At 65.5% G+C, this 23,320-nt stretch carries 25 protein-coding genes; 10 read left to right on the forward strand and 15 right to left on the reverse strand.

The features are described from left to right. Positions 1 to 137: 137 nt before the first annotated feature. The gene (locus AACY13_RS17000) at positions 138 to 794 is read right to left on the reverse strand and encodes a PfkB family carbohydrate kinase (protein ID WP_339462766.1); all 657 of its coding nucleotides are present in this window, start codon (positions 792 to 794) and stop codon (positions 138 to 140) included. Positions 795 to 972: 178 nt separating this feature from the next. Between AACY13_RS17000 and AACY13_RS17005 the strand changes: the two genes are divergently transcribed. The 3 genes from AACY13_RS17005 (at position 973) to AACY13_RS17015 (ending at position 4,477) form a co-directional block, all read left to right on the forward strand. Beyond that, complete coding sequence (locus AACY13_RS17005; protein ID WP_339462767.1) at positions 973 to 1,644, forward strand: COG3650 family protein; 672 nt, start codon at positions 973 to 975, stop codon at positions 1,642 to 1,644. 93 nt (positions 1,645 to 1,737) lie between these two features. After that, a complete protein-coding gene (gap, locus tag AACY13_RS17010; protein WP_339462768.1) occupies positions 1,738 to 2,736 on the forward strand; it encodes a type I glyceraldehyde-3-phosphate dehydrogenase in 999 nt (332 codons plus the stop codon). A gap of 124 nt (positions 2,737 to 2,860) precedes the next feature. Next, positions 2,861 to 4,477: an NAD(P)/FAD-dependent oxidoreductase gene (locus tag AACY13_RS17015; protein ID WP_339462769.1), complete on the forward strand. Its 1,617-nt coding sequence runs from the start codon at positions 2,861 to 2,863 to the stop codon at positions 4,475 to 4,477. 9 nt (positions 4,478 to 4,486) lie between these two features. On the opposite strand, the gene AACY13_RS17020 is transcribed toward AACY13_RS17015, so the two are convergent. The 11 genes from AACY13_RS17020 to AACY13_RS17070 all read right to left on the reverse strand — a co-directional run bounded on the left by AACY13_RS17020 (position 4,487) and on the right by AACY13_RS17070 (position 14,264). Continuing rightward, entirely contained in the window at positions 4,487 to 4,882 is a 396-nt protein-coding gene (locus AACY13_RS17020) for a DUF488 domain-containing protein (RefSeq protein WP_339462770.1), read from the reverse strand. Between the two features lie 42 nt (positions 4,883 to 4,924). Beyond that, positions 4,925 to 5,434: a GNAT family N-acetyltransferase gene (locus AACY13_RS17025; RefSeq protein ID WP_339462771.1), complete on the reverse strand. Its 510-nt coding sequence runs from the start codon at positions 5,432 to 5,434 to the stop codon at positions 4,925 to 4,927. Positions 5,435 to 5,566: 132 nt separating this feature from the next. Further along, a complete protein-coding gene (locus AACY13_RS17030; RefSeq protein WP_339462772.1) occupies positions 5,567 to 6,661 on the reverse strand; it encodes a PLP-dependent cysteine synthase family protein in 1,095 nt (364 codons plus the stop codon). 9 nt (positions 6,662 to 6,670) lie between these two features. Continuing rightward, on the reverse strand, positions 6,671 to 7,576 hold the full coding sequence (locus AACY13_RS17035) for a DMT family transporter (RefSeq protein WP_339462773.1): 906 nt from the start codon (positions 7,574 to 7,576) through the stop codon (positions 6,671 to 6,673). 148 nt (positions 7,577 to 7,724) lie between these two features. Continuing rightward, entirely contained in the window at positions 7,725 to 8,057 is a 333-nt protein-coding gene (locus AACY13_RS17040) for a Na+/H+ antiporter subunit G (protein ID WP_325509254.1), read from the reverse strand. A 7-nt stretch (positions 8,058 to 8,064) separates the two neighbouring features. Beyond that, positions 8,065 to 8,334 (reverse strand): K+/H+ antiporter subunit F, encoded by a 270-nt coding sequence (locus tag AACY13_RS17045; protein ID WP_325509255.1) that lies wholly within the window; start codon positions 8,332 to 8,334, stop codon positions 8,065 to 8,067. Beyond that, positions 8,319 to 8,831, reverse strand: a complete 513-nt coding sequence (locus tag AACY13_RS17050) for a Na+/H+ antiporter subunit E (RefSeq protein ID WP_339462774.1) — start codon at positions 8,829 to 8,831, stop codon at positions 8,319 to 8,321. Before AACY13_RS17050 ends, AACY13_RS17045 begins: the two co-directional genes overlap by 16 nt. After that, a complete protein-coding gene (locus tag AACY13_RS17055; RefSeq protein WP_339462775.1) occupies positions 8,828 to 10,333 on the reverse strand; it encodes a monovalent cation/H+ antiporter subunit D in 1,506 nt (501 codons plus the stop codon). Before AACY13_RS17055 ends, AACY13_RS17050 begins: the two co-directional genes overlap by 4 nt. Beyond that, positions 10,330 to 10,659, reverse strand: a complete 330-nt coding sequence (locus AACY13_RS17060; RefSeq protein WP_339462776.1) for a Na+/H+ antiporter subunit C — start codon at positions 10,657 to 10,659, stop codon at positions 10,330 to 10,332. Before AACY13_RS17060 ends, AACY13_RS17055 begins: the two co-directional genes overlap by 4 nt. Then, entirely contained in the window at positions 10,659 to 13,451 is a 2,793-nt protein-coding gene (locus AACY13_RS17065) for a monovalent cation/H+ antiporter subunit A (RefSeq protein ID WP_339462777.1), read from the reverse strand. Before AACY13_RS17065 ends, AACY13_RS17060 begins: the two co-directional genes overlap by 1 nt. Before the next feature lie 351 nt (positions 13,452 to 13,802). Further along, the gene (locus AACY13_RS17070; RefSeq protein ID WP_339462778.1) at positions 13,803 to 14,264 is read right to left on the reverse strand and encodes an outer membrane lipoprotein; all 462 of its coding nucleotides are present in this window, start codon (positions 14,262 to 14,264) and stop codon (positions 13,803 to 13,805) included. Between the two features lie 204 nt (positions 14,265 to 14,468). Between AACY13_RS17070 and AACY13_RS17075 the strand changes: the two genes are divergently transcribed. Then, the gene (locus AACY13_RS17075) at positions 14,469 to 14,708 is read left to right on the forward strand and encodes a hypothetical protein (protein ID WP_339462779.1); all 240 of its coding nucleotides are present in this window, start codon (positions 14,469 to 14,471) and stop codon (positions 14,706 to 14,708) included. Positions 14,709 to 14,725: 17 nt separating this feature from the next. On the opposite strand, the gene pdxH is transcribed toward AACY13_RS17075, so the two are convergent. The 3 genes from pdxH to AACY13_RS17090 form a co-directional block, all read right to left on the reverse strand. Then, positions 14,726 to 15,373, reverse strand: a complete 648-nt coding sequence (pdxH, locus tag AACY13_RS17080; RefSeq protein WP_339462780.1) for a pyridoxamine 5'-phosphate oxidase — start codon at positions 15,371 to 15,373, stop codon at positions 14,726 to 14,728. Between the two features lie 74 nt (positions 15,374 to 15,447). Further along, a complete protein-coding gene (locus tag AACY13_RS17085; protein WP_339462781.1) occupies positions 15,448 to 16,083 on the reverse strand; it encodes an OmpA family protein in 636 nt (211 codons plus the stop codon). 89 nt (positions 16,084 to 16,172) lie between these two features. After that, positions 16,173 to 17,318 (reverse strand): serine hydrolase domain-containing protein, encoded by a 1,146-nt coding sequence (locus AACY13_RS17090; RefSeq protein ID WP_339462980.1) that lies wholly within the window; start codon positions 17,316 to 17,318, stop codon positions 16,173 to 16,175. A 243-nt stretch (positions 17,319 to 17,561) separates the two neighbouring features. Here AACY13_RS17090 and mbhE point away from each other — a divergent pair, with 243 nt between their 5' ends. Genes mbhE through mnhG form a run of 6 tightly spaced genes read left to right on the forward strand, consistent with a single transcriptional unit; the run spans position 17,562 to position 23,317 of the window. Next, positions 17,562 to 20,279, forward strand: a complete 2,718-nt coding sequence (gene mbhE, locus AACY13_RS17095) for a hydrogen gas-evolving membrane-bound hydrogenase subunit E (RefSeq protein ID WP_339462782.1) — start codon at positions 17,562 to 17,564, stop codon at positions 20,277 to 20,279. Then, a complete protein-coding gene (locus tag AACY13_RS17100) occupies positions 20,279 to 20,695 on the forward strand; it encodes a sodium:proton antiporter (protein ID WP_339462783.1) in 417 nt (138 codons plus the stop codon). The genes mbhE and AACY13_RS17100 overlap by 1 nt, the downstream gene beginning before the upstream one ends. Beyond that, positions 20,692 to 22,185 carry a proton-conducting transporter transmembrane domain-containing protein gene (locus AACY13_RS17105; protein WP_339462784.1) on the forward strand — a complete coding sequence of 498 codons (1,494 nt, stop codon included), beginning with the start codon at positions 20,692 to 20,694 and terminating at the stop codon, positions 22,183 to 22,185. Before AACY13_RS17100 ends, AACY13_RS17105 begins: the two co-directional genes overlap by 4 nt. Then, positions 22,186 to 22,674 (forward strand): Na+/H+ antiporter subunit E, encoded by a 489-nt coding sequence (locus AACY13_RS17110; RefSeq protein WP_339462785.1) that lies wholly within the window; start codon positions 22,186 to 22,188, stop codon positions 22,672 to 22,674. Continuing rightward, a complete protein-coding gene (locus AACY13_RS17115; protein ID WP_339462786.1) occupies positions 22,671 to 22,979 on the forward strand; it encodes a monovalent cation/H+ antiporter complex subunit F in 309 nt (102 codons plus the stop codon). Before AACY13_RS17110 ends, AACY13_RS17115 begins: the two co-directional genes overlap by 4 nt. Next, on the forward strand, positions 22,976 to 23,317 hold the full coding sequence (gene mnhG, locus AACY13_RS17120) for a monovalent cation/H(+) antiporter subunit G (RefSeq protein ID WP_339462787.1): 342 nt from the start codon (positions 22,976 to 22,978) through the stop codon (positions 23,315 to 23,317). The genes AACY13_RS17115 and mnhG overlap by 4 nt, the downstream gene beginning before the upstream one ends. Positions 23,318 to 23,320 lie beyond the last annotated feature (3 nt).

The raw sequence follows: 23,320 nt of genomic DNA on the forward strand, positions 1-23,320 counted from the left end.
TCCGCGCAGGCGGCCGGCGCAGGCTGGGTCGATCGGGCGCAGCAAGCGAGTCACTTATTTACCCTAGTTCAGCGGCCGCCACCGGGGCGTTCATTTCGTCAGATAGCACAGGGCCATCTCTCCACCGCCATTCGGGCCTATCCCGCCCCCGCCGCGGACTGCTGCAACCAGGCGAACAGCTGCTCGGTATCGGCATAGCGGCAGAGTTCGCTGCCCTCGGTGATGATCGCGGCCGTACCGGCGGCCACCCCATAGCGGGCGGCCTCGGCCAACTGGCGGCCGGCGGCCAGCTTGAGGGTCAGTGCCGCGACCATGCTGTCACCCGCGCCGACGGTGCTGCGCTTGCGTACCGTTGGCGCGGCAATGCCCAGGCTCGTATCGGCGCTGACCACCAGGTAGTCGGGCCGCGGCAGGGCCAGCAGCGCCGCCAGCAGCTGCTCCTGCTCGTCCAGTTCGAGCCGGGCAGCGGGCATCACCAGGCGATATTGCTGGGCGCTGCTGCGCTCCACCAGGTTGATGCATTCGCGGGTCCACTGCTCGACCTTCAGCGCCTGGCTGGGCACTCCTTCGGCACTGAGCAGGTCGGTCAGATGACGGCCGGTCGAACCACCGGCCGGAAACACCGCCAGGGCACGGCCACCGAGGCGCTGGATGGCCCGGGCGACGTTGATGCCACCACCACCGGGGGCATACACCGGCGGTGCGCAGCGCAACTTGGCGTCCGGATAGAGGCGCGGCACCGCCGTGGCGACATCCAGCGCCGGGCTCAGGGTCAAGGTGACGATGCGGCTCATCGGTTTTCCCCTTGGCATATTCGGCCCTCGCAGCCCGCGGCGGCCTTGCCGACACGGCGCATGGCCCTGTAATGACTTTAGGTTGCCCGCGCGCTTTACGCTGCTCGGCTCGCCTGTCGCGCCCTTGTGATCGTGCGGCGGCCTGGGTAACGTGGGCGGCCTTATCAGGAGAGTCCGCATGCGTTCGAGCCCCTACCTTTGTGCCGCCCTAGTGCCCTTGCTCGCCGGCTGCCAGGTCTTTACCGAGCAACCCGCCGACGCAAGCGCGGCGGCCACCCGCCTGCAGGGCGAACTCAGCCTGCAGGCCGGCCAGCTGCTGTTGCGCCCCTGCCAGGAGCAGCGCCGCTTCGTGATTGGCGATGACGGCAGCACGGGCATCAGCCGCGAAGCCGCCGGGCTGCTGAGCGACGGCGCGGGCAGTCTGTTCGTCGACCTGCGTGGCCGCCTGAGTGCCACGCCCCAGGCCGGTATCGACGGCAAGTTCGTGCCCAGCCAGGTCTACCGCCTGCAGGCCGAAGGCCCGGGCTGCGAAGACCTCAACTTCAAGCGCAGCAGCCTGCGCGCCAGCGGCCAGGAACCGGGCTGGAGCGTGCTGGTCAGCAGCCGCGGCCTGGTCCTCGACCGCCCCGGCCAGGAACCCCTGGCCCTGCCCTATCTGGAGGAACAACTGCCGGAGGGACGCCTGAACCTGAGCAGTGAAGCCAATGGCCAGCGCCTGGAGCTCTGGGTCGCGCCGCAACGCTGCGTCGACGGCATGAGCGGCACCGTGCAGCACCTGAGCGCCGAGTTGCGCCTGAACGATGAAGTGCTGCGTGGCTGCGCCTCCTTTGGCGGCGCACGCAACGACTGACAGGCCTGCTCGGGGACATGCCCCAAGCGTTTGCCCCTGCGCAGCACGCGCCCTGACCTAAGCTGAAGAGAACTCAGCCCAAGGAGGATCGCCATGTTGCGCATTGCCATCAACGGATATGGACGTATCGGCCGCTGCCTGGTACGCGCGTTCTTCGAGCGCGAACTGCAGCACAAGATCCACCTCTGCCTGGTCAACGACCTGGGCGACCCGGCCACCCTCGCCCACCTGACCCGTTTCGACTCGACCTTCGGCCGCTTTGCCGGCCAGATCGACCTGCAAGGCGAGCTGTTGCAGATCAATGGCCAGCCGATCCACCTGCTGCGCGAACGCGAGGTGATCAACCTGCCCTGGCAACAGCACGGCATCGACCTGGTGCTGGAATGCACCGGCAAGCTGAAAAAACGCGCCCAGGTCGAACAACACCTGACCGCCGGCAGCCCGCGGGTACTGCTTTCCCACCCCCTGGACAGCGCCGACCTGACCGTGGCCTACGGCGTCAATCATGAGCTGCTGGGCAGCCAGCAGATCGTCTCCAACGCCTCCTGCACCACCAACTGCCTGGCACCCCTGGCCCAGGCACTGCACCAGGCGGTGGGCATTCGCCAGGGCCTGGTCAACACCATCCACGCCTATACCAACGACCAGAGCCTGCTGGACAAGCCCCACGACGATCTCTACCGCGCCCGTGCCGCCGCGCTGTCGATGATCCCCACCAGCACCGGTGCCGCCAAGACCATCGGCCTGGTGCTACCGGAACTGGCCGGACGCCTGGACGGCCTGTCGGTGCGGGTGCCGACTGCCAACGTGTCGCTGCTCGACCTGACCTTCACCTGCGAGCGCCCGAGCAGCCGCGAGGCGATCAATGCCGCCCTGCAACAGGCGGCGCAACAGCTGCCGGCCGGGGTGATGGAATGCAACACGCTGCCGCTGGTGTCCCGCGACTTCAATGGCCACCCGCTGTCCTGCGTGGTCGACCTCAACCACACCCGGGTGCAGGGCGACCTGGTCAAGGTACTGGCCTGGTACGACAACGAATGGGCCTTCGCCAATCGCATGCTCGATGTGCTGCTGGCCTGGACCCATCCCTGAGATCCCGCCCGTAGGGTGCGCCGTGCGCACCAGTCCAGCACAGCAGATGCGGCCGAACAGGTTTATAATCACCGCCTTTTAAAAGCTGCCGGGTTGCCTCCGGCCCCGATCCTGGAATTGCCCCATGCTGCGCATCACCGAACTCAAGCTGCCCCTCGACCATCCGGACGAGGCCCTGCGCCCGGCCATCGTCCAGCGCCTGGGCATTACCGACAGCGAGTTGCTCGACTTCAGCCTGTTCAAGCGCAGCTACGATGCGCGCAAGAAATCCACTGAAATGCACTTCATCTACACCATCGACTGCGAGCTGCGCGATGAAGCGGCGCTGCTGGCCAAGTTCAGCGATGACCGGCATATCAGCGTCACCCCGGATACCGCCTACAAACCAGTCGGCATGGCACCTGAGAACCTCGCAGAGCGTCCCCTGGTGGTCGGCTTCGGCCCCTGCGGCATCTTCGCCGCACTGATCCTCGCCCAGGCCGGACTCAAGCCCATCGTGCTGGAACGCGGCACCGAAGTGCGCCAGCGCACCAAGGACACCTGGGGCCTGTGGCGCAAGAACGAACTCAACCCCGAGTCCAACGTGCAGTTCGGCGAGGGCGGTGCCGGCACCTTCTCCGACGGCAAGCTGTACAGCCAGATCAAGGATCCCAAGCACCTGGGGCGCAAGGTGCTGCAGGAGTTCGTCAAGGCCGGCGCGCCGGACGAGATTCTCTACGTCAGCAAGCCGCATATCGGCACCTTCCGCCTCACCGGCGTGGTCGCCACCATGCGCGAGGAGATCAAGGCCCTGGGCGGAGAAGTGCGCTTCCAGCAGCGGGTCAGCGACGTGTTGATCGAGGACGGCCAACTGCAGGGCGTGGTACTGGACAGTGGCGAGCAGTTGCTCAGCCGCCATGTAATCCTGGCCCTGGGCCACAGCTCGCGCGATACCTTTCGCATGCTGCACAAGCGCGAGGTATTTATGGAAGCCAAGCCGTTCTCGGTAGGCTTTCGTATCGAGCACCCGCAAGGCCTGATCGACCGCGCACGTCTGGGCAAATACGCCGGCCACCCGAAACTCGGCGCGGCGGACTACAAACTGGTGCACCACGCCAGCAACGGTCGCTCGGTGTACAGCTTCTGCATGTGCCCCGGCGGCACCGTGGTCGCCGCCACCTCCGAGCCCGAGCGGGTGGTGACCAACGGCATGAGCCAGTATTCGCGCAACGAGCGCAACGCCAACGCCGGCATCGTCGTCGGCATCACCCCGGAGCAGGACTATCCGGGCGGCCCGCTGGCCGGCATCGAGCTGCAGGAGCGCCTGGAATCGCAGGCCTACCTGCTCGGCGGCAGCAACTACGAAGCGCCCGGACAACTGGTCGGCGACTTTATCGCCGGCAAGCCGTCCACTGAACTGGGCAGCGTCGAGCCCTCGTATAAACCTGGGATCAAGCTTGGCGACCTGGCGCAGGCATTGCCGGATTTCGCCATCGCGGCGATCCGCGAGGCGCTGCCGGCCTTCGACAAGCAGATCAAGGGCTTCGCTCTGGCTGATGCGGTGCTGACCGGTATCGAGACGCGCACCTCCTCGCCGCTGCGTATCACCCGCGGCGCGGATATGCAGAGCCTCAACGTCAAGGGCCTGTACCCGGCCGGCGAAGGCGCGGGTTATGCCGGCGGCATTCTCTCCGCGGGGGTCGATGGCATTCGCGTGGCCGAAGCCCTGGCGCGGGATATGCTCGGGATTGCCGAAAGCTAATCCTGGGCCCTACATCCTGTCGGCGTAGCAAACCGGCGAGCTTGGCGGGCCACGGCGTTCCAATTCTTCCTCGAGAAATTCGGCCAGGACCCGGGCGTTGTTCAACTGCGTATCACGTGCGCCGAACAGCAGGGTCAATACGCCCTGTTCGGCGGGTTCCAGCAGGCCCTGCCAATACTCGGGATGAGCCACCAATTCGGCACGGTACTGGGCACGGAACGCCTCGAACGCTGCCGGTTCATGGGCGAACTGGCGGCGTAGCTGCGTGGACGGGGCCACCTCCGGCAACCAGGCATCCGGCTGCAGCGCTGCCTTGCTCAGCCCGCGCGGCCACAGGCGGTCGACCAATACGCGCCGGCCGTCCGTTGCCGAAATCTCTTCGTACACCCTTTTGCACTGAATCATCTGCCTCCTCTCCTGGCACCGCAGCCGCGGCGCGGTGGTGCATCAGGCTAAACGCAAGCAGCACAGGGTGGTACGGCCGGAACCATTCGGCCTGCGCTGCGGGTCGGCATAGGTTTCGACCTCAACGAAGCCGGCTTTGCGCATCATCCCCGCCGAGGCGGCGTTTTCCTCGTGGCGGTCGATATAGCTATCGCTCACGCCCTGCTCGCCCAGCTGGATCACCGCCTGCTGCAATAAACGCGAGCCCAGCCCCCGCCCCGCCATGGCGCGATGGGTGACGGCTTCGCAGATATAGCCCTGCAGGTGGTCGCGCCGCGCCTCGGGCTGATAGCGCGCGAAGTGCCTGGTTAGACAGTAGCTGACAAAACCCAGCAACTCGCCCTCCCGCTCGACCAGCACGGCCTGCACCGAACCGTCGGCGATAGCCTGCAGATGGGCGATCACTTCGGCCTCGGGCAGATGATTGCAGGGATTGGGGCCGTGCTCGAGGATCAGCGCGCAGAGGTTATCAATGTCCCGAGCCTGTGCCTGGCGTATGTCGAAGTCGCTCATGTGTCCTCCCTGCTCCATAAACATGGAGGCATGCAAGGCGGTAAAACCGTGGCTCGGCGCGGTGCGCCATGATGGGTTACGCCGCGCCTCAATGGATGGTTTGCCAAAAAACCTGTTAGCGGCTAACCCATCCTACAGGCCTGCGCTAGGCAGATCGCCCGGCAGCGGCTCGCCGCGTTCTGCGCAGGCGGCGATGGCCGCGATCGACGGGGCCAGGTCGAAACCCTGGGCACTGAGCCAGTGGTCGTCGTAATAGCTGCCGGCGTAGCGCTCGCCACCGTCGCAGAGAATCGCCACCACCGAACCGGATTCGCCGGCCGCGACCATGCGCTGCGCCACCAGCAGCGCACCGATCAGATTGGTGCCGCTGGAGCCGCCGACGCGCCGCCCCAGGCGCTGGGCCAGGTAATGCATGGCCGCCAGCGACAGGGCATCGGGCACCTTGCACATGGCATCGATCACCGTCGGCAGGAACGAGGCCTCAACCCGCGGTCGGCCGATGCCTTCGATACGCGAGCCGCAGTCCAGGGTCAGGCTGGCGTCGCCGCTGCGGTAGTAGTCGAAGAACACCGAGCGTTCGGCGTCGGCGCACAGCACCCGAGTGGCGTGGCGACGGTAGCGCACATAGCGCCCCAGGGTGGCCAGGGTGCCGCCGGTACCGGGGCTGGAGACCAGCCAGCTCGGTTCGGGGAAACGCTCGCTGCGCAGCTGCTGGAAGATCGACTCGGCGATATTGTTATTGGCGCGCCAGTCGGTGGCGCGCTCGGCGTAGGTGAACTGATCCATAAAGTGCCCGCCGCTCTCCTGCGCCAGGCGCTCGGATTCGGCGTAGATCTGCGTCGGGTCATCGACCAGGTGGCTGTGGCCGCCATAGAAGGCGATCTGCGCGATCTTCTCTTTCGAGGTGCTGGCCGGCATCACCGCGATAAAGGGCAGGCCCAGCAGACGGGCGAAGTAGGCTTCGGAGATCGCCGTGGAACCGCTGGAGGCTTCGATCACCGGCGCGCCGGGTTTCAACCAGCCATTGCACAGGGCATAGAGAAACAGCGAACGGGCCAGTCGATGCTTGAGACTGCCGGTGGGGTGACTGGACTCGTCCTTGAAATACAGCTCGATACCCGGCAGGCCGGGCAGCGGCAGAGGGATCAGGTGGGTGTCGGCGCTGCGCTGAAAATCCGCCTCGATAATGCGGATCGCCTCGCGCGCCCATTGCCGTGCTGCGCTCATCTCATTTCCTCAATCCAGTACGCCGGCAGGTAGCGGCGGCGCGCTGCGCCATTGGCTCAACGCCACCCCGGCAAAGACCAGCGCGGCGGCGCACAGCTGCATGCTGTTCAGGCGCTCGCCGAGCAGGAGCATGGCGAACACCAGGGTGAACACTGGTATCAGGTTGGTAAAGCCCGAAGCCTGGCTGGCCGGCAGGCGGCTGACGCCGAAGTTGTAGAGCCCGTAGGCCCCCACGGTCACCAGCAGGCCCAGGTAAGCCACCGCGCCCAGGCCCAGCAGGCTGACAGTCTGCGGCAGCGGTGCCGCCACCAAGGCCAGCGGCAGAAAGAACAGGGTACCGACAAAGGCCACCATGGCCGTCAGTAGAAAGGGCGAATAGCGCGCCGACAGGTGCTTGAGTAACAGGGTATAGCCCGTGGCGCAGAGCATGGCGAGCAATTCGTAGAAATTGCCGAGCAACGGGTTGGGCGCATGCTCATCGGCGCTGCCGGCCAGGCTCAGCCACAGGGCCCCGCTGACGGCGAGGAGAAAGCCGGCCAGGGTGGTGCGGCTCACGCGCTCCTTGAGAAAGGCCATGGCCCCCATGGCCACCAGCAGCGGCAGCAACGCGGTGACCATGCCCGCCTGGGCAGCACTGGTGTTCTGCAGGGCCAGGGCCTCGAACAGGAAGTACAGGCAAGGCTCGCAGGCCGCCAGGCCGAGCAGGTATTTCCAGTCCCCCGGGCGATACTGCATGCGCCCGCGCCAGCGCCAGGCCAGGAGGAACACCAGGCTGCCCAGGGCCATGCGGGCGAAGATCACCCACATCGCCGGCAACTCGGCGAAGGCCACCTTCAGGGCAATAAAGGAACTGCCCCACAGCGCCATGGCCACCACCAGGCAGATCATCGCCACACCCCTGCCCTGCCCGCCCATAGCCGCCTCCGTCTGAAAGCTGGAGTGTAGAGGGGCTTGCCCGGGGCAGACAGGTACAGTCAGGCGCGCGAACTGTGCAACAGGTGAGGGTACGCCGCGCCAGCCGCCCCCGAATTGCGTCCGGGCTACGGAAAGCGGATACGACGATCTACTGATCCCAGGGCCGGCCGCGGGTCTTGTCACTCAGGCGCAGCTTCTGCTGCAGGGCGGCCTTGGCCAGCATATGAGCGCTGACCGGGGCGGTGATAAACAGGAACAGGGTGATCAGCAGTTCATGCAGGCTGATGCCATTGCCCTGGCTGCTGAAATAGACCATCGAGGCCACCACCATGCCGCCCACCCCCAGGGTGGTGGCCTTGGTCGGACCGTGCAGGCGCATATAGAAGTCCGGCAGCCGGTACAGCCCCAGAGCGCCGATCAGGGCGAACAGGCTGCCGATCAGCAGACTGATCGCCACCAGGCCTTCAAGCCAAATATTCATGCCAACCTCACTCAATGATGTCACCGCGCAGCAAGTACTTGGCCACCGCCACGGTACCGACAAAGCCCATGACGGCGATCAGCAGCGCCGCCTCGAAATACAGGTCCGAACCCAGCCAGATGCCGAACAGCACGATCAGGGCGATGGCGTTGATATACAGGGTATCCAGGGCGAGGATCCGGTCCGGCAGATCGGGCCCCTTGATCAGGCGCAGCAGGGTCAGCACCAGGGCCAGGGTCATGATCGCCAGGCACAGGGGAATCACGTAGTAGAGCATGTGAACACCTCCTTCAATGGGGCCTCATAGCGCTGCTTGATTTCGGCGATCAGGGCGGCTTCGTCGGCCACATCCAGACCATGCACCAGCAGGGTCTTGCGGTCGTCGCTGAGGTCGGCGGAAACGGTGCCGGGGGTCAGGGAGACGATGCTGGCGAGCATGGTCAGCGCCAGGTCGTCGTCCAGCTCCAGCGGTATCTCGACGAAGGCCGGGCGCAGCTTGCTGCTGGAACCGAGGATCAGCTTGGCCACCTGCAGGTTGGCCAGGACGATATCACCGAGAATCCGCAGGAAGAACAGACACAGCCTGACCGGCTTGTACAGTCGCGGCGGGCGCACCCAGAACACCTGGGTCAGTTGCGGAATCGCCCAGCCGAACAAGGCCCCGAGCAGCCAGTGACCGAAGCCGAGGTCGTTCATCAGCAGCAGCCAGATAGCCAGCAGAAACAGACTGAGCAGCGGCTGTGGCAGCCAGCGATTGGTAAACGCCGTGATCATGCTGGCTCTCCCGCGGATACCAGTTGCATATAGGGACCAAGGTCGAACAGCTGCGCCGCCGTGGCATCGATATAGCTCAGCAGCGGCGCGGCAAAGGGCAGCAGCAAGACGACCATCAGCAGCAGGCCGGCGGCGGCCAAGGTACGCCCGCTATCGCCTTCGGCACTGCCCAGCACGTCGCGCCCGGTGCGCCAGAGCACCGTGCTGCCGGCCCGGCTCAGGGCCACCAGGGTCAGCAGGCCGCCGAGCAGCAGCACCGGCCATAACAGCAGCGCCTGCACGCCTGGCTCCACCGCGCGCAGCAACAGCAGCTTGCCGAGAAAGCCGGAAAACGGCGGCAGGCCGGCAATGGCGATGGCCCCGATAAAGAACAGCGCGCTGAGTCGCAGCGGTTGCAGCAAGGCCGGGCCCTGGATCAGCCTGCCGGCCTTCTCGCCGCGCTGGCGGCTGATCAGGTCGACGATCAGAAACAGCGCGCCGGTGATCCAGGTGCTGTGCACCAGATAGAACAACGCCGCGCTCAGGGCCTCGGGGGTGCCCAGGGCGATGCCCGCCAGCAGGGTGCCCACCGAGACCACCACCAGGTAGGCCAGCAGCCCCTGCAGGGTGACCGCCGCCAGCGCGCCGAGCACGCCGCAGACCACCGTCAGCAGGGCCAGCGGCCACAGCCAGTCGGCGGCCAGATTGGCGATGCTACCGGCCTGCTCGCCGTAGATCAGGATATACACGCGCATGATCGAGTACAGGCCGATCTTGGTCATGATCGCGAACAGCGCCGCCACCGGCGCGCTGGCCGCGGCATAGGCCCGCGGCAACCAGAAATACAGCGGCAGGAACGCCGCCTTGAGGCCGAACACCACCAGCAGCAGCAACCCGGCCGCGCCCATCAGCGCCGCATCGTCGGGGCTGGCAGCCGCCACCTTGACCGCCAGATCGGCCATGTTCAGGGTGCCGGTGATGCCGTACATCATGCCCACGGCGATCAGGAACAGCGACGAGCCCAGCAGGTTGAGCACCACGTAGTGAATCCCGGCACGCACCCGCTCGCCTCCGCCGCCATGCAGCAGCAAGGCATAGGAGGCGATCAGCAGGATCTCGAAGAACACGAACAGGTTGAACAGGTCGCCGGTGAGAAAGGCCCCGTTGATGCCCATCAACTGGAACTGGAACAGGGCGTGAAAGTTGCTGCCGCGGGTATCGTCGCCGCGCACCGCATAGAGCACCGCAAACAGCGCCAGCACCGCGGTGACCGCGAGCATCAGGGCGCTAAGGCGATCGAGCAGCAGAACGATGCCGAACGGAGCCTGCCAGTTGCCCAGGGCATAGCTGTGCAGCTGTCCGCCATCGGCCAGGCGCAGCAGCCACATACTGACCAGCAGCAGCGCCAGGGTCGACAGCACCGACAACAGGCGCTGCTGGGCCAGGGGCAGGCGTGCGGCGAACAACAGCAGGCTGCCGGCAACCATCGGCAACAGCACGGGCAGGATCAACGCATGATTCATGCTTTCGGCTCCTTGCCATCGACATGATCGGTTTTCAGCTCACCCACCCCGCGCAGCGACAACACCAGGACGAACGCGGTCATGGCGAAGCCGATGACGATGGCCGTCAGCACCAGGGCCTGGGGCAAGGGGTCGGCGTACTCGGCGCTACGGCCGATCACCGCCGGCATGCCGGTCTGCAGCCGCCCCATGGCGAACAGGAACAGGTTGACCGCATAGGACAGCAGGATCAGGCCCATCACCACCGGGAAGGTGCGCGCGCGCAGCAGCAGGTAAACGCCGCTGGCAGTGAGAATGCCCAGGGTTATGGCAAATAGAGCTTCCATCAATGCACCTCCTTGGCTGCATCGTCCTGGGTCAGCTTGCCCAGGTTGGCGAGAATCAGCAGGGTTGCACCTATCACGGTCAGGTAGACCCCAAAATCGAAGAGCATGGCGCTGGCCAGCTCGACCTCACCCACCAGCGGAATATCGAAATGACCGAAGGTGGTGGTCAGGAACGGGAAGCCGAACAGCCAGCTGGCCAGCCCAGTGGCCCCGGCCAGCAGCACGCCGCCGCCGGCCATCTGGTGATAATTCAGCGCCAGACGCGAGCGGGTCCACCGCACGCCGTTGGCTACGTACTGCAGAATCAGCGCGACCGAGGTGATCAGTCCGGCGATAAAGCCGCCGCCCGGCAGGTTGTGCCCGCGCAGGAAGATAAAGGCCGAGATAAGCAGCGCCAGGGGCAACAGCAAGCGCGACAGGGTGGCGAGGATCAGCGGGTGACGGTCGCGCGCCCAGGCATGGCCTTCGGCGTCCTGCTTGGGCTGGAACAGCTGCAGGCCGCCGAGCAAGGCATAGATGCCCACCCCGGCGATGGCCAGCACGCTGATCTCGCCCAGGGTATCGAAGCCGCGGAAATCCACCAGGATCACGTTGACCACGTTGCTGCCGCCGCCCCCGGAGAGGCTGTTGTCGATAAAGAAGTGGGCGATCGACTCGTAGGGCCGGCTCAGCACCGCATAGACCAGCAGCGCCACCAGGGTGCCGAAGCCACCGGCCAGGACGAAATCACGCAGCCCGCGCAGGCTGCTCGACTCGCCCGGGGTGTAGGCCGGGAGGAAGTACAGCGCCAGCATCAACAGCACCATGGTGACCATTTCCACCGACAGCTGGGTCAGCGCCAGGTCTGGCGCGGAGAAACGCACGAAGGCCAGGGCCACCAGCAGACCGACCACGCTGAGCATCAGCAGGGCCACCAGGCGGCGGCGGTGAAACACCACGGTGATCAGTGCCGACAAGGCCAGCATGCCCATGCTCAGGCCCGTGACCGCATCCACCGGGCTCATGGCCAGCGGCCCTTGCAGGCTCGACAACGGCCCCAGCGCCACCGTCACCACCGCCAGCGAGGCCAGCAGGATCAACGCCAGGTAGCGCTGCAGGGAACCGTTTTCGAGGAACGCGGTGATCGCCACGGCCACAACGACGAACTTCTGCACCGCCTTCTCGAACACCAGCTTGGCATCCAGTTGCGGCAACCCGGCGTACCAGCGGAACAGCGGCTGACGGAAGGTGTAGACCAGGATGCCGCCGAACAGGGCGATAAAGCTCATCAGCAGCGGCAGGTTGAAGCCGTGCCAGATCGACAGGCTGTACTCGGGCAGGGGCCCGCCCAGGGTCGAGGCGGCCGCCACCGCCAGCAGCGGTGCCACTGTGTAGGCCGGGACGATGCCGACCAGCAGGCAGAGGAACACCAGCACCTCCACCGGCACCTTCATATAGCGCGGCGGCTCGTGGGGCGGGTAATGCGGCAGGTTGATCGGCTCGCCGTTGAAGAACACGTCGTGGATAAAGCGCAGCGAATAGGCCACCGAGAACACCCCGGCCAGGGTCGCGCCGGCCGGGATCACCCAACTGAAGCTGCCCAGCAGGTGCTGGCTGAGGGTTTCGGTAAAGAACATTTCCTTGCTCAGGAAGCCATTGAGCAGCGGAACCCCGGCCATGGCCGAGGCCGCCACCATGGCCAGCACCGCCGTATGCGGCATGTACTTCCATAAACCGTTGATACGCCGCATATCGCGGCTTCCAGTTTCGTGGTCGATGATCCCCGCGGCCATAAACAGTGAAGCCTTGAAGGTCGCGTGGTTGATGATATGGAACACCGCCGCCACCGCCGCCAGGCGCGTATCGAGGCCGAACAGCAGGGTGATCAGGCCGAGGTGGCTGATGGTCGAATAGGCCAGCAGCCCCTTGAGGTCATGCTGAAACAGGGCCATGCCGGCCCCGAACAACAGGGTCACCAGGCCGGTGATGCTGACCAGATAGAACCACCATTCCGAGCCCGCCAGCGCCGGGTACAGGCGCGCCAGCAGAAACACCCCGGCCTTGACCATGGTCGCCGAGTGCAGGTAGGCCGATACCGGGGTGGGTGCCGCCATTGCGTGGGGCAACCAGAAGTGGAAGGGAAACTGCGCCGACTTGGTGAACACCCCGAGCAGTACCAGGATCAGCGCCAGCGGGTAGAGTTCGTGGGCGCGAATCGCATAGCCGGCGGCCAGCACCTGGGACAGTTCGAAGCTGCCGGCAATATGGCCGAGCAACAGAATCCCGGCGAGCAGCGCCAGGCCGCCGCCACCGGTTACCACCAGGGCCATGCGTGCGCCCTTGCGGGCATCCGAGCGGGCATTCCAGAAGCCGATCAGGAGGAACGACGACAGGCTGGTCAGCTCCCAGAACATCAGCATCAGCAGCAGGTTTTCCGAGAGCACCACGCCGAGCATGGCCCCCATAAACAGCAGCAGAAAGGCGAAGAAGCGCCCCATCGGCTCCTGTTTCGCCAGGTAGTAACGGGCGTAGAGAATCACCAGCAAACCGATGCCGAGAATCAGCAGGGCGAACAGAAAGCCCAGGCCGTCGAGGCGTAGGCTCAGGTTCAGGCCCAGGGCCGGCAGCCACTCCAGCTTGAACCTGAGTAGCTCACCGGCAAATACCGAGGACTGCTGCGACACCAGCAGAACCAAGGCGGCCAAGGGCGCGATCCCGGCCGCCGCGGCACACGCCGAACGGCCCAGGCGCTCCGCCAGCAAGGGGAGTAATGCCCCGAGAAATGGCAAGGCGATAATCAGCGCAAGCGTCATACATGAAACCCCTTTATGCGAACCCACCAGCACGGCCACGCCGTTCCCGCTTCCGGGGCGCGGCGTGTGGGTGCATGGCTGCGGATCTATGCCCGCTTAACATTGCGTGAAAAATGATTGCGCCAGGTACAACGGCCCGCAGCAATCTGCTAACCCCCTGTCGGCACAGGATAATTCAGCGATTATCCATACCTATCGGCACGCCGTCATGGATAGAAGTATTACTAAACGCTCTTATTTCAAGGTTTTCCGCCTGAAATTTATCGAATACGCCCGATAAACACGGCCCGACACAGAAACCCAGGCAAGAAAAAGCCGGATCAGCCATTACTGATCCGGCTTATTCGACACTTAATGGGTAACGCGGCTGGTGCCGTTGACGGTCATGATGCGCACACGCTCGCCCACACGGAAGATCTGGTTTGGTTCGACCTCCTGCACATAGGCGCGCATGCTGCCGTCGTCTTCGCGCACGGTAATTTCCACGCCCTGGGTGCGGGTCAGACCTTCCTCGGCCGCCGCGCCCAACAGGCCGCCAGCCACTGCGCCAATCACCGCCATCACCGCACTGCCACGGCCACCGCCGACCGAGCTGCCGCCAATGCCGCCAATCACCGCACCGGCACCGGCACCGATGGGGGTCTTGGTGCCTTCGATCTGCACCGGCCGCAGGGACTCGATGGTGCCCATGCGCACGGTCTGCACCGCGCGGGCTTCGGAGCGCGAGTAGGTGTCGCCGGTCAGACTGGAAGCGCAACCCCCCAACAAGGCCAGCATGGCGAATGAGGCAAGCAACACAAAGGGTTTACGCATGGTGGTTCCTCCAGTTTGCGAGGCGCTTATTAGAGCGCGAGCACGCTCTGGCTGTCACCCGTCAATATAAGGCAAAACTTTACCCCAGGGTCTGTTGCCGTTTCATGTGCGGCCGCGCCGGAGCCTAGCCCCTCCGCGACATTGCGCCGCCTTTCGGCTCACAGCCCAGCGGGCTTAAGCTGGGAGGAGACCCAGGGGAGAACCATGGATTACTTTATCGTTGCCATCACCACAGTGGCGGGCCTGTACTTCCACTGGTGGCTGTATGTGCGGATCAAGCGCTGGGTCGATCGCGACCTGGCCCTGTCATTGGCCGGCGACTCGCCGGACAAGCGCAGCTATATGCTCGAGCGCTTGCAGCAGGCCCGGGCGGCCGGAATCAAGCGCGGCGAGCTGCAGGCCTGGCTGGAGGCTGCCGCCAGGGATTACCGCGACGGCAGCTGAGGCCATTAACCGGCCGATCAGGGGGCCAGGCGCTCACGCAACCAGTTGCCCTTATCAAGACGGTAGTTGAGTCGATCATGCAGACGGCTCGGCCGGCCCTGCCAAAATTCGATGCGCTCGGGTAGCAAACGATAGCCCCCCCAATGTGGCGGGCAGTGCGGCGCGCGCTCGAGAAAGCGCTGCTCGGTTTCGGCCAGCAGGCCTTCCAGCTCGGCGCGGTCGGCAATCACCTGACTCTGCGGCGAAGCCCAGGCCCCCAGACGACTGCCTAGAGGCCGTACCTGGAAGTAGGCATCGCACTCTTCGGCGCTGACCCGCTCGACGCGCCCCTCGATACGTACCTGACGCTCCAGGCTGGGCCAGAAAAAGGTCATGGCCGCATAGGGCCGGGCAGCCAGTTGCCGACCCTTGGCGCTGTCGTAGTTGCTGAAGAAGGTAAAGCCGCGCGGGTCCACCCCCTTGAGCAGCAGCACCCGGCAATGCGGCCGCCCCTCCTCGTCCACCGTGGCCAGGGTCATGGCATTGGGCTCGACCGGCAGTTGCTCGGTCTTTACCGCCTCGGCAAACCAGCGCTGGAACAGGCTGAAGGGTTCCAGCGGGGCTTGCGTCTCGCACAGTCCATCGCGGGTGTAGTCGCGGCGCATATCGATCAGGGTCTGAGTCATAGGCGAATCCTCCAGAACAGATGTCGCCTAGCTTAACCCTCGCCGTATTACTTGGCTTGATCTACGACAACTAGTTATTTGGAGCCGGTTTTGACGTGGGCAGCGGCAACCGCAGGAACGGCGGCGGCCGGCTGGCTGTATTTGGCGATCAGGCCGTTGAGGGTGGCCTTGGAGGTCAGGAGGATCTCGACCCGGCGATTCAGGGCACGGCCTTCGGCGCTGTCGTTGGCCGCACGCGGCATGTCCGAGCCCAGGCCTTTGACCATCAGGCGGTTCTGCTTCAGGCCACTCAGACGGAAAATCGAGGTGAAGGCCCGGGCACGCTGGTAGCTCAGATCGCGGTTGAGCGCATCCGCACCGCTGCTGTCGGCATGACCCAGCACCAGCACACCAATCTTCTCGTCGTTTTCCAGCAGTTTGGCCATGCGGCTGAGCGGCCCCAGGATCGAGGGCAGCATCATGTGCGGGCGGTCCGGGTTGAACGAGCTCTGCACCGGCGCGGTGACCACCAACAGGTTTTCCCGACGTACCAGTTCGAAGGCACTGCCCTTGATCGCCTCGCGCACACGTGGTTCGTAATCGTCGAGCCAGGCCTGGGTCACTGCGGGCGGCGGCATGGCCACGACTTTGGCGGACTTGTCGGCTTTCTCAAAAGCGCTGCAACCGCTGACCAGAACACACAGGGCTAAGGCAAGAAATTTGTTAGGCATTGGGCATCCACATCTAGAGACTTGAAAAAGTGGCCTGCGCTCGCGGGCAGCAAATCAGGCCATATTGCATTGGAGTTTAGCCGAGCTTGCTACAAACAATCAGCCAATAGCCTCGCAAGTTTCTGTGCACGGGGGTCCATCAAGACGAACGGTCCCAGGTTGTTGGTGACAAACCCGAAGGCCACATCCCGCTCCGGGTCGGCAAAGCCGGTGGAACCACCGGCACCCGGGTGGCCAAAGGCGCGCGGCCCCATGCCGTAGGTGGCATTGGCCACCTCAGGCTGATCGAGCATGCAACCCAGGCCGAAGCGGGTGCGGGTCAGCAGGGTCTTGTCCTCGCCCACCGCGTGCTCGCGGGTCAGCTCGGCCAGCAGCTCGCTTTCCAGCAACTGGCCATCGAGCAGGCCGCTGTAAAAGCCGGCCAGGCTGCGCGCATTGCCGTGGCCGTTCGCCGCCGGCTGCTGCATACGCCGCCATTCAGGCTTGTTGGTGCTGGTCATGATCGACGGCGGGTTGGTAAAGGCCCGCGTACTCATGGCCGCCGGCTCGCTCATCATGGTCTTGAGCAGGCGCTGGGCGGCGGCATCGCCGAAATTGCCCTTGCCGCGGGAGATGATCGCCACGCGGTCGAATTCCTGATCCGCCAGACCGACGTGAAAGTCCAGGCCCAGCGGTTTGGCCGTGCGCGCCACGATGCTTTCGCCCGGCCCGCGCCCCTCGACCCGGCGCACGACCTCACCCACCAGCCAGCCGTAGGTGATCGGCGCGTAACCATGGCCCTCGCCCAATGCCCACCAGGGTGTTTCGGCGGCCAGCGCGGTGGTCATCGCCTGCCAGTCGTACAGGGCTTCGGCCGGTAGCATCTGGCGTAGGGCCGGTAACCCGGCCTGATGGCTGAGCAGATGGCGCAGGGTGATTTTTTCCTTGCCGGCCTCGGCGAACTCGGGCCAGTAGCGGGCCACCGGGGCATCCAGCTCCAGCTTGCCCTCGCCGACCAGTTGCAGCACGGTCACGGCGGTGAAGGTCTTGGTGCAGGAAAACAGGTTGAGGATGGTGTCGCTGTGCCAGGCCTGCTGACCGTCCTTGTCCGCCGTGCCGGCCCAGATATCCAGCACGGTTTCGCCGCCGACCTGCACGCACAGCGCCATGCCGCGCTCTTGCGGGTCGTCGAACAGCGCCGCGAATGCCTCTTTGACCGCCTCGAACCTGAGATCGAAATACCCCTGAACCTGCATCACCCTACACTCCCCGAATACTGAAATACCGCGACCTTGAACGAGTCTCGCGCAAGATGCCAGCGGCAAAGTGGACCCATCATGCAACGTTGTTAAACCTCACCAAATAGCAAAGCCCCTGCGCAACTCTCTATGCTGAAAAACAATCAACCGTAGCGAAGGCTCAATTTCCAGGCCCTTGCCCAGCGCGCCGATACGCTACTGCGCACAGGCAGCCAGCCCAAACCGGTAGAGGAGACGGTCGTGCTTTATCTGTTGGCCATCATTGCACTGGCGGCCCTGCTGGCTCCCTGGCTGACACAGCGGCTGCCGCAGCGGGCCGGTTGGGTGCTGATGCTCGCGCCACTGGCGGCCTTCGCCTGGCTGGCCAGCCAGATCCCCCTGGTGGCCGGAGGGGAGGCCCTGCTCGAGACGCTTGACTGGGTGCCGGCCCTGGGCATTCAACTGGGCCTGCGCCTGGATGGCCTGTCCCTGCTGTTCGCCCTGCTGATCAGCGGCATTGGTGCGCTGATCGTGCTCTATGCCGGGGCCTACCTGGTCGACCACCACCAGCTCGGGCGTTTTCATGCCTACCTGCTGCTTTTTATGCTGGCGATGCTCGGCCTGGTACTGGCCGATGACTTTATCGCCCTGTTCGTGTTCTGGGAGCTGACCAGCATCACCTCCTTTCTGCTGATCAGCTTCAACCACAAGCAGGGCGAATCGCGCCGCGCCGCCCTGCAGGCCCTGCTGATCACCGGTGGCGGCGGCCTGGCCCTGCTCGCCGGGCTGATCCTGCTGGGCAGCGTCAGCCAGACCTGGCAATTCTCCCAGCTCGATGCCAGCCAGGTGGAGGAGCACGCCCTGCTGCCGGCGATCATGCTGCTGGTGCTGCTCGGCTGCTTTACCAAATCGGCCCAGATACCCTTCCATATCTGGCTGCCCAATGCGATGAACGCACCGACACCGGTGTCCGCCTACCTGCATTCGGCGACCATGGTCAAAGCCGGCATCTACCTGCTGGCCAGGCTCAACCCGGTGCTGGGCGGTTCCGTCGGCTGGGGCACGCTGCTGATCGGCTTCGGCGCGGCCACGGCGCTACTGGGGGCCTTTCTGGCCTTTCGCCAGACCGACCTGAAACGCCTGCTGGCCTACACCACGGTCACCGTGCTGGGCCAGTTGACCATGCTGATCGGCACCAACAACAGCTATGGCCTGCAGGCCTTCGTGCTCTACGTGGTGGCCCATTCGCTGTACAAGGGCGCGCTGTTTATGGCCGTGGGGGCCGTCGACCATGCCACCGGCACCCGTGAACTGGCGCGCCTGGGGGGCTTGATCAGGTTTATGCCGCTGACCGCGGCGGCGGTGGCCCTGGCGGCGTTCTCCAACGCCGGCCTGCCGCCGTTCTTCGGCTTTATCGCCAAGGAGTTCAAATACACCGGCCTGATCGCAATGGGCCCGATCGGCCAGGCGGTGACTCTGGTGATGATCCTCACCAATGCCCTGATGTTCGCCACCGCCTGCCTGGTGTTTATCCATAGTTTTCTCGGTCGCCGGGGCGACTATCCGAAAACACCCCATGAGGTTTCCCCGGCCATGTGGATCGGCCCCATGCTCCTGGCCATCGGCGGCTTGCTGCTCGGGGCCTGGAATGCCTGGTCGGAAACCTGGCTGGTGAATACCGCGGTACAGGCCGTGGCGCGCGGCACGGTGGACGTCAACCTGTACCTCTGGGGCGGCATCACCCCGGCGCTGCTGGCCAGCCTGCTGACCATCGCCCTGGGCATCCTCTTCTACGGCCTGCGCGACCCTTTGCGGGCGCTGATCGAGCGGATCAACAACGCCTGGAACCTTAGCGGCGATTTACTCTGGGATCGCCTGCTCAAGCGCCTCTTCCTGTTTGCCGAACTGCTCGCCGCGCGCTTCCAGCACGGCTCCCTGCGCCAGCACCTGCTGCTGCTCGGGCTGACCATCGGCGGCCTGCTGCTGTTCAGCCTGGTGCCGGCCAGCCAGGTATTGAGTAACGCCAGTTTCTCGCCTGTGTCCCTGCTCGGCGTGGCCGGCTGCCTGCTGGCCCTGGCCGGCGCGGCGGCCGCGGCGCTGTTGCCCGGTCGCCTGACCCTGATGGCGGCGCTGGGAACCTGCGGTCTGGGCCTGGCGCTGTTCTTCGTCGCGGTCAATGCACCGGACGTAGCCATGGCCCAGCTGATGGTGGAAACCCTCAGCGTGGTCTTCCTCGCCCTGGTGTTTCGGCGCATGCCAAGCATGCCCGGCAGCGGCGCGCGCGCCCCCTGGAAGCGCCGCCTGCACGCGGCGGTGGCGATCCTCTTCGGCCTCAGCGTGGCCGGCGCACTGATCCTCGCCGTAAGCCTGCCACTGCCGGGCAATATCGCCGCCTGGTACCTGGACAACAGCCTGAGCGGCGGCCATGGCCGCAACGTGGTGAACGTGATCCTGGTCGACTTCCGCGCCTTCGACACCCTCGGCGAAATCCTGGTGGTGGCCTTGTCGGCCCTGGCGGCCGCCACCTTGCTGGCTGGCGATAATCACGCCAGGCAAGCCACTGGCGAAGCCGAATTCGCCTCGCTGCTGCTCCAGCAAGGCATGCGCCCACTGGCGGCTCTGCTGCTGGCTGCCGCCCTGCTGCTGCTATGGCGGGGCCACAACCTGCCCGGCGGCGGGTTTATCGGCGGCCTGATCGCCGCCTGCGGCATGACCCTGCTGCTCCTGACCTTCGGCAACGGCAATAGCCCGCGCCCCTATGCCATCGACCCGAGCAGACTGATCGGCCTCGGCCTGGGCTGCGCCGCCGGGGCCGGGGTGCTCGGTTTGCTCGCCGGCAAGGCATTTCTCGGCGGGCTGTGGTGGTTTCCCGCCGGCCTGCCCCTGGGCACCCCGCTGCTATTCGATATAGGGGTCTTCCTGACGGTGTTCGGTGCCGCGATGCATATGCTCAAACAACTGACGGGAGCACAGCGCTAATGGAATGGATCGCAGCCATCACCACCGGCGGCATGGCCGGCTTCGGCCTGTGGATGCTCCTCGACCGCAACCTCAAGCGCGTGGTCCTGGGGGTGGCGGTGCTCGGCAACGCCATCAACCTGGGGGTGCTCACCGCCGGGCGCTTCGGCGCGCAGCAGGCGGCCTTCGTCGCTACCAACGGTGCCACCGGCGAACTGGCCAACCCCTTGCCGCAGGCCCTGGTGCTGACCGCCATCGTGATCGGCTTCAGCCTGTTTATCTTCGCCCTGGCACTGCTCAAGCGCACCCGCGAACTGCATGGCGACAATTCGACCGACTCGATCAGCTCGGTCACCGAACAGCCGGCACCGGACTGGCCGGCCAGCGAACATGAGAATGCGAAAATCGCCAGCGAGCACGCGGAGCCTCGTTCATGAACGCACTGCTGGTCGGGCCGGTATTGCTGCCACTGCTCACCCTGGTGCTGTGCTTGCTGCTGCGCCGCCACGCGCGCCTGCTCAAACTGGTCAGCCTGAGCGGTTCGGCGCTGCTCCTGGGCCTGGGCCTGAGCCTGGTCTGGCTGGCCGCCGCTGACACCGTACTGAGCGGGCAGCTGGGCGACTGGCAGGCACCCTATGGCATCAGCCTGGTGATCGACCGCCTGTCCGCGGCGCTGCTCGCGATCAGCGCGCTGATCGGCCTGGCCACCCTGGTCTATGGCATCAGCCGCGACAGCGACGCGCAGCTGAGTGGCGACTTCCACCTGTTCGTGCATGGCCTGCTGACCGGTATCGGCGGGGCCTTTATCACCGCCGACATCTTCAACCTGTATGTCTGGTTCGAAGTGCTGCTGATCGCCTCCTTCGCCCTGATGGCCCTGGGCGGCGGCAGACGCCGGCTGTCCGGCTGCATGACCTATGTGGTGCTCAATCTGTTCGCCACCCTGTTGTTTCTGCTGGCGGCGGGACTGATTTATGGCTCCAGCGGCACCCTCAACATGGGCCAGCTGGCGCTGCTGGTCAGGGCCGGTGAAGCGCCGCCGGGGACCACCCCGGCCTTGCTGCTGATGCTCCTGTCATTCTCGATCAAGGCGGCGCTGTTTCCGGTGTTCGGCTGGCTGCCGGCCACCTACCACGTGGCCTTTACCGCGGTGTCGGCGATGTTCGCCGGGCTGCTGACCAAGGTCGGGGTGTATGCGCTGATCCGCCTGGTGACCCTGCTCTGGCCCGACTACGGCCTGGTCCACCAGGGGCTGCTGTGGATCGCCTGCGCCACCATGCTGGTGGGCGTGCTGGGGGCGGCGGCGCAGACCGAGATACGGCGGATCCTGTCGTTCCATATCGTCAGCCAGGTCGGCTACATGATCCTCGGCCTGGCCCTGGCCACCCCGTTGGCCCTGACCGGGACGGTGTTCTACCTGATCCACCATATCGTGGTGAAGGCCAACCTGTTCTTTATTGGCGGCCTGGCCGCCCGTGTCTGCGGCTCCGAGCGCCTGGCCGCCATGGGCGGGCTGTATGCGCGCTGGCCCTGGCTAGCCCTGCTGTTCGCCATACCGGCGCTGTCCCTGGCCGGCATTCCGCCACTGTCGGGCTTCTGGGCCAAGTTGCTGCTGGTCAAGGCCAGCCTGGACAGCGCCGCCTGGTGGGCCGCGGCCATCGCCCTGATCACTGGATTGCTCACCCTGCTGTCGATGAACAAGATCTGGAACGAGGCCTTTCTCAAATCCCACCCTGACGGCGACGACAGCCTGCAGAGCACCATCGGCCTGCGCTCGGCCTGGTGGAGCATCAGCGCCCTGGCCCTGCTCACCGTCGCCATCGGCCTGGCGGCTGGCCCGGTGATCGACTACGCCAGCGCCGCCGCCGCGCAACTGGCCGACCCCCAGGCCTATTTCCAGGGCGTTGCCCCGCCGGGAGGTGACTGAATGTTCCTCCTGCACCTGTCGCTGAGCCTGGTCCTGGCCGCGCTCGCCGGGCACCTGCACGGCTGGGGCGCGTTGAGTGCCTTCGCCCTGCTCTACCTGCTGTGCAAGCTGGCATGGCCCAGCGTCCGGCTGCGCCAGTATGCCCGCCGGGTGGAGTTGGGCAGTCGATTTATCCCCTGGTTTATCGGCCAGGTCGCTCTCGCCAGCCTAGATGTGGCAAGACTGGTACTGGCGCGCCAGGTGGCCGTCGAACCGGCGATAGTCGCCGTGCGCCTGCGCAGCCGCAACGCGAAGATGGTGACCCTGATCGGCGGTCTTTTGACCCTGACTCCCGGCACCCTGGCCCTGGACTATCGTGCAGCCGATGGCACCCTGTTTATCCACGTCCTCGATGCGCGCCAGCAGATGGAGGTGGAAAGCCTGGTGCACAACCTGGAAAGCCGCCTGCTGCACTGGCTTGAACCCGCCGCCACTGGAGAACGCAGATGACTGTCGAACTGGCCGGAGCCTTCTGGGTGCTGCCCCTGGCTGCCGCGCTGCTGGCGCTGAGCGGTCTGTTGATTGTCTACCGCCTGCTGCGCGGCCCCAGTCGCCCCGATCGCGCGGTGGCGATCGACGCCCTGACCCTGCTGGCCGTCGCCGCCACTGCCCTGAGTGCGCTGTTCAGCGCCCAGGCGGCCCTGGTCGATGTGGCGGTGTTGCTGGCCCTGGTGTCCTTTCTCGGCACCGCGGCCTTCGCCTTTCTGTTTCGCGATGCCCCCGAGCAGAAGCCCCACGACAAGGAGCCCCAATGACCACCCCCGTGCTGGCCTGGCTGGCCTCGTTTCTGCTGCTCGCCGGAGCCCTGATCTCCCTGCTCGGTGCCATAGGCGTAGTGCGCCTGCCGGACAGTTACAGCCGCATGCATGCGGCGAGCAAGGCTGGGGTACTGGGCGCGGTGCTGGTGCTCTCAGGGGTCGCGGCGGCCAGCAATGCCGAAGTCGCACTGGAAGTCCTGCTGGGTGTGCTGGTGCTGCTGGCCAGCGCCCCACTGGCCGCCCACCTGCTGTCGCGGGCGGCCTACCGGGCGGGGATCAGACCGCAGTGCGGCAGTCTGGGCGATGCCCTGCAACAGGAGCGGGACAAGGATTGAGCC

The sequence above is a fragment of the Pseudomonas sp. EA_105y_Pfl2_R69 genome (assembly GCF_963970915.1).
In the GTDB taxonomy this organism is placed as follows: domain Bacteria; phylum Pseudomonadota; class Gammaproteobacteria; order Pseudomonadales; family Pseudomonadaceae; genus Aquipseudomonas.

Excerpts from the sequence above, each read along its gene's own strand:
- AACY13_RS17000 (WP_339462766.1), bottom strand. The coding sequence starts at position 794 with ATGAGCCGCATCGTCACCTTGACCCTGAGCCCGGCGCTGGATGTCGCC.
- AACY13_RS17005 (WP_339462767.1), top strand. The coding sequence starts at position 973 with ATGCGTTCGAGCCCCTACCTTTGTGCCGCCCTAGTGCCCTTGCTCGCC.
- gap (WP_339462768.1), top strand. The coding sequence starts at position 1,738 with ATGTTGCGCATTGCCATCAACGGATATGGACGTATCGGCCGCTGCCTG.
- AACY13_RS17015 (WP_339462769.1), top strand. The coding sequence starts at position 2,861 with ATGCTGCGCATCACCGAACTCAAGCTGCCCCTCGACCATCCGGACGAG.
- AACY13_RS17020 (WP_339462770.1), bottom strand. The coding sequence starts at position 4,882 with ATGATTCAGTGCAAAAGGGTGTACGAAGAGATTTCGGCAACGGACGGC.
- AACY13_RS17025 (WP_339462771.1), bottom strand. The coding sequence starts at position 5,434 with ATGAGCGACTTCGACATACGCCAGGCACAGGCTCGGGACATTGATAAC.
- AACY13_RS17030 (WP_339462772.1), bottom strand. The coding sequence starts at position 6,661 with ATGAGCGCAGCACGGCAATGGGCGCGCGAGGCGATCCGCATTATCGAG.
- AACY13_RS17035 (WP_339462773.1), bottom strand. The coding sequence starts at position 7,576 with ATGGGCGGGCAGGGCAGGGGTGTGGCGATGATCTGCCTGGTGGTGGCC.
- AACY13_RS17040 (WP_325509254.1), bottom strand. The coding sequence starts at position 8,057 with ATGAATATTTGGCTTGAAGGCCTGGTGGCGATCAGTCTGCTGATCGGC.
- AACY13_RS17045 (WP_325509255.1), bottom strand. The coding sequence starts at position 8,334 with ATGCTCTACTACGTGATTCCCCTGTGCCTGGCGATCATGACCCTGGCC.
- AACY13_RS17050 (WP_339462774.1), bottom strand. The coding sequence starts at position 8,831 with ATGATCACGGCGTTTACCAATCGCTGGCTGCCACAGCCGCTGCTCAGT.
- AACY13_RS17055 (WP_339462775.1), bottom strand. The coding sequence starts at position 10,333 with ATGAATCATGCGTTGATCCTGCCCGTGCTGTTGCCGATGGTTGCCGGC.
- AACY13_RS17060 (WP_339462776.1), bottom strand. The coding sequence starts at position 10,659 with ATGGAAGCTCTATTTGCCATAACCCTGGGCATTCTCACTGCCAGCGGC.
- AACY13_RS17065 (WP_339462777.1), bottom strand. The coding sequence starts at position 13,451 with ATGACGCTTGCGCTGATTATCGCCTTGCCATTTCTCGGGGCATTACTC.
- AACY13_RS17070 (WP_339462778.1), bottom strand. The coding sequence starts at position 14,264 with ATGCGTAAACCCTTTGTGTTGCTTGCCTCATTCGCCATGCTGGCCTTG.
- AACY13_RS17075 (WP_339462779.1), top strand. The coding sequence starts at position 14,469 with ATGGATTACTTTATCGTTGCCATCACCACAGTGGCGGGCCTGTACTTC.
- pdxH (WP_339462780.1), bottom strand. The coding sequence starts at position 15,373 with ATGACTCAGACCCTGATCGATATGCGCCGCGACTACACCCGCGATGGA.
- AACY13_RS17085 (WP_339462781.1), bottom strand. The coding sequence starts at position 16,083 with ATGCCTAACAAATTTCTTGCCTTAGCCCTGTGTGTTCTGGTCAGCGGT.
- AACY13_RS17090 (WP_339462980.1), bottom strand. The coding sequence starts at position 17,318 with ATGCAGGTTCAGGGGTATTTCGATCTCAGGTTCGAGGCGGTCAAAGAG.
- AACY13_RS17100 (WP_339462783.1), top strand. The coding sequence starts at position 20,279 with ATGGAATGGATCGCAGCCATCACCACCGGCGGCATGGCCGGCTTCGGC.
- AACY13_RS17105 (WP_339462784.1), top strand. The coding sequence starts at position 20,692 with ATGAACGCACTGCTGGTCGGGCCGGTATTGCTGCCACTGCTCACCCTG.
- AACY13_RS17110 (WP_339462785.1), top strand. The coding sequence starts at position 22,186 with ATGTTCCTCCTGCACCTGTCGCTGAGCCTGGTCCTGGCCGCGCTCGCC.
- AACY13_RS17115 (WP_339462786.1), top strand. The coding sequence starts at position 22,671 with ATGACTGTCGAACTGGCCGGAGCCTTCTGGGTGCTGCCCCTGGCTGCC.
- mnhG (WP_339462787.1), top strand. The coding sequence starts at position 22,976 with ATGACCACCCCCGTGCTGGCCTGGCTGGCCTCGTTTCTGCTGCTCGCC.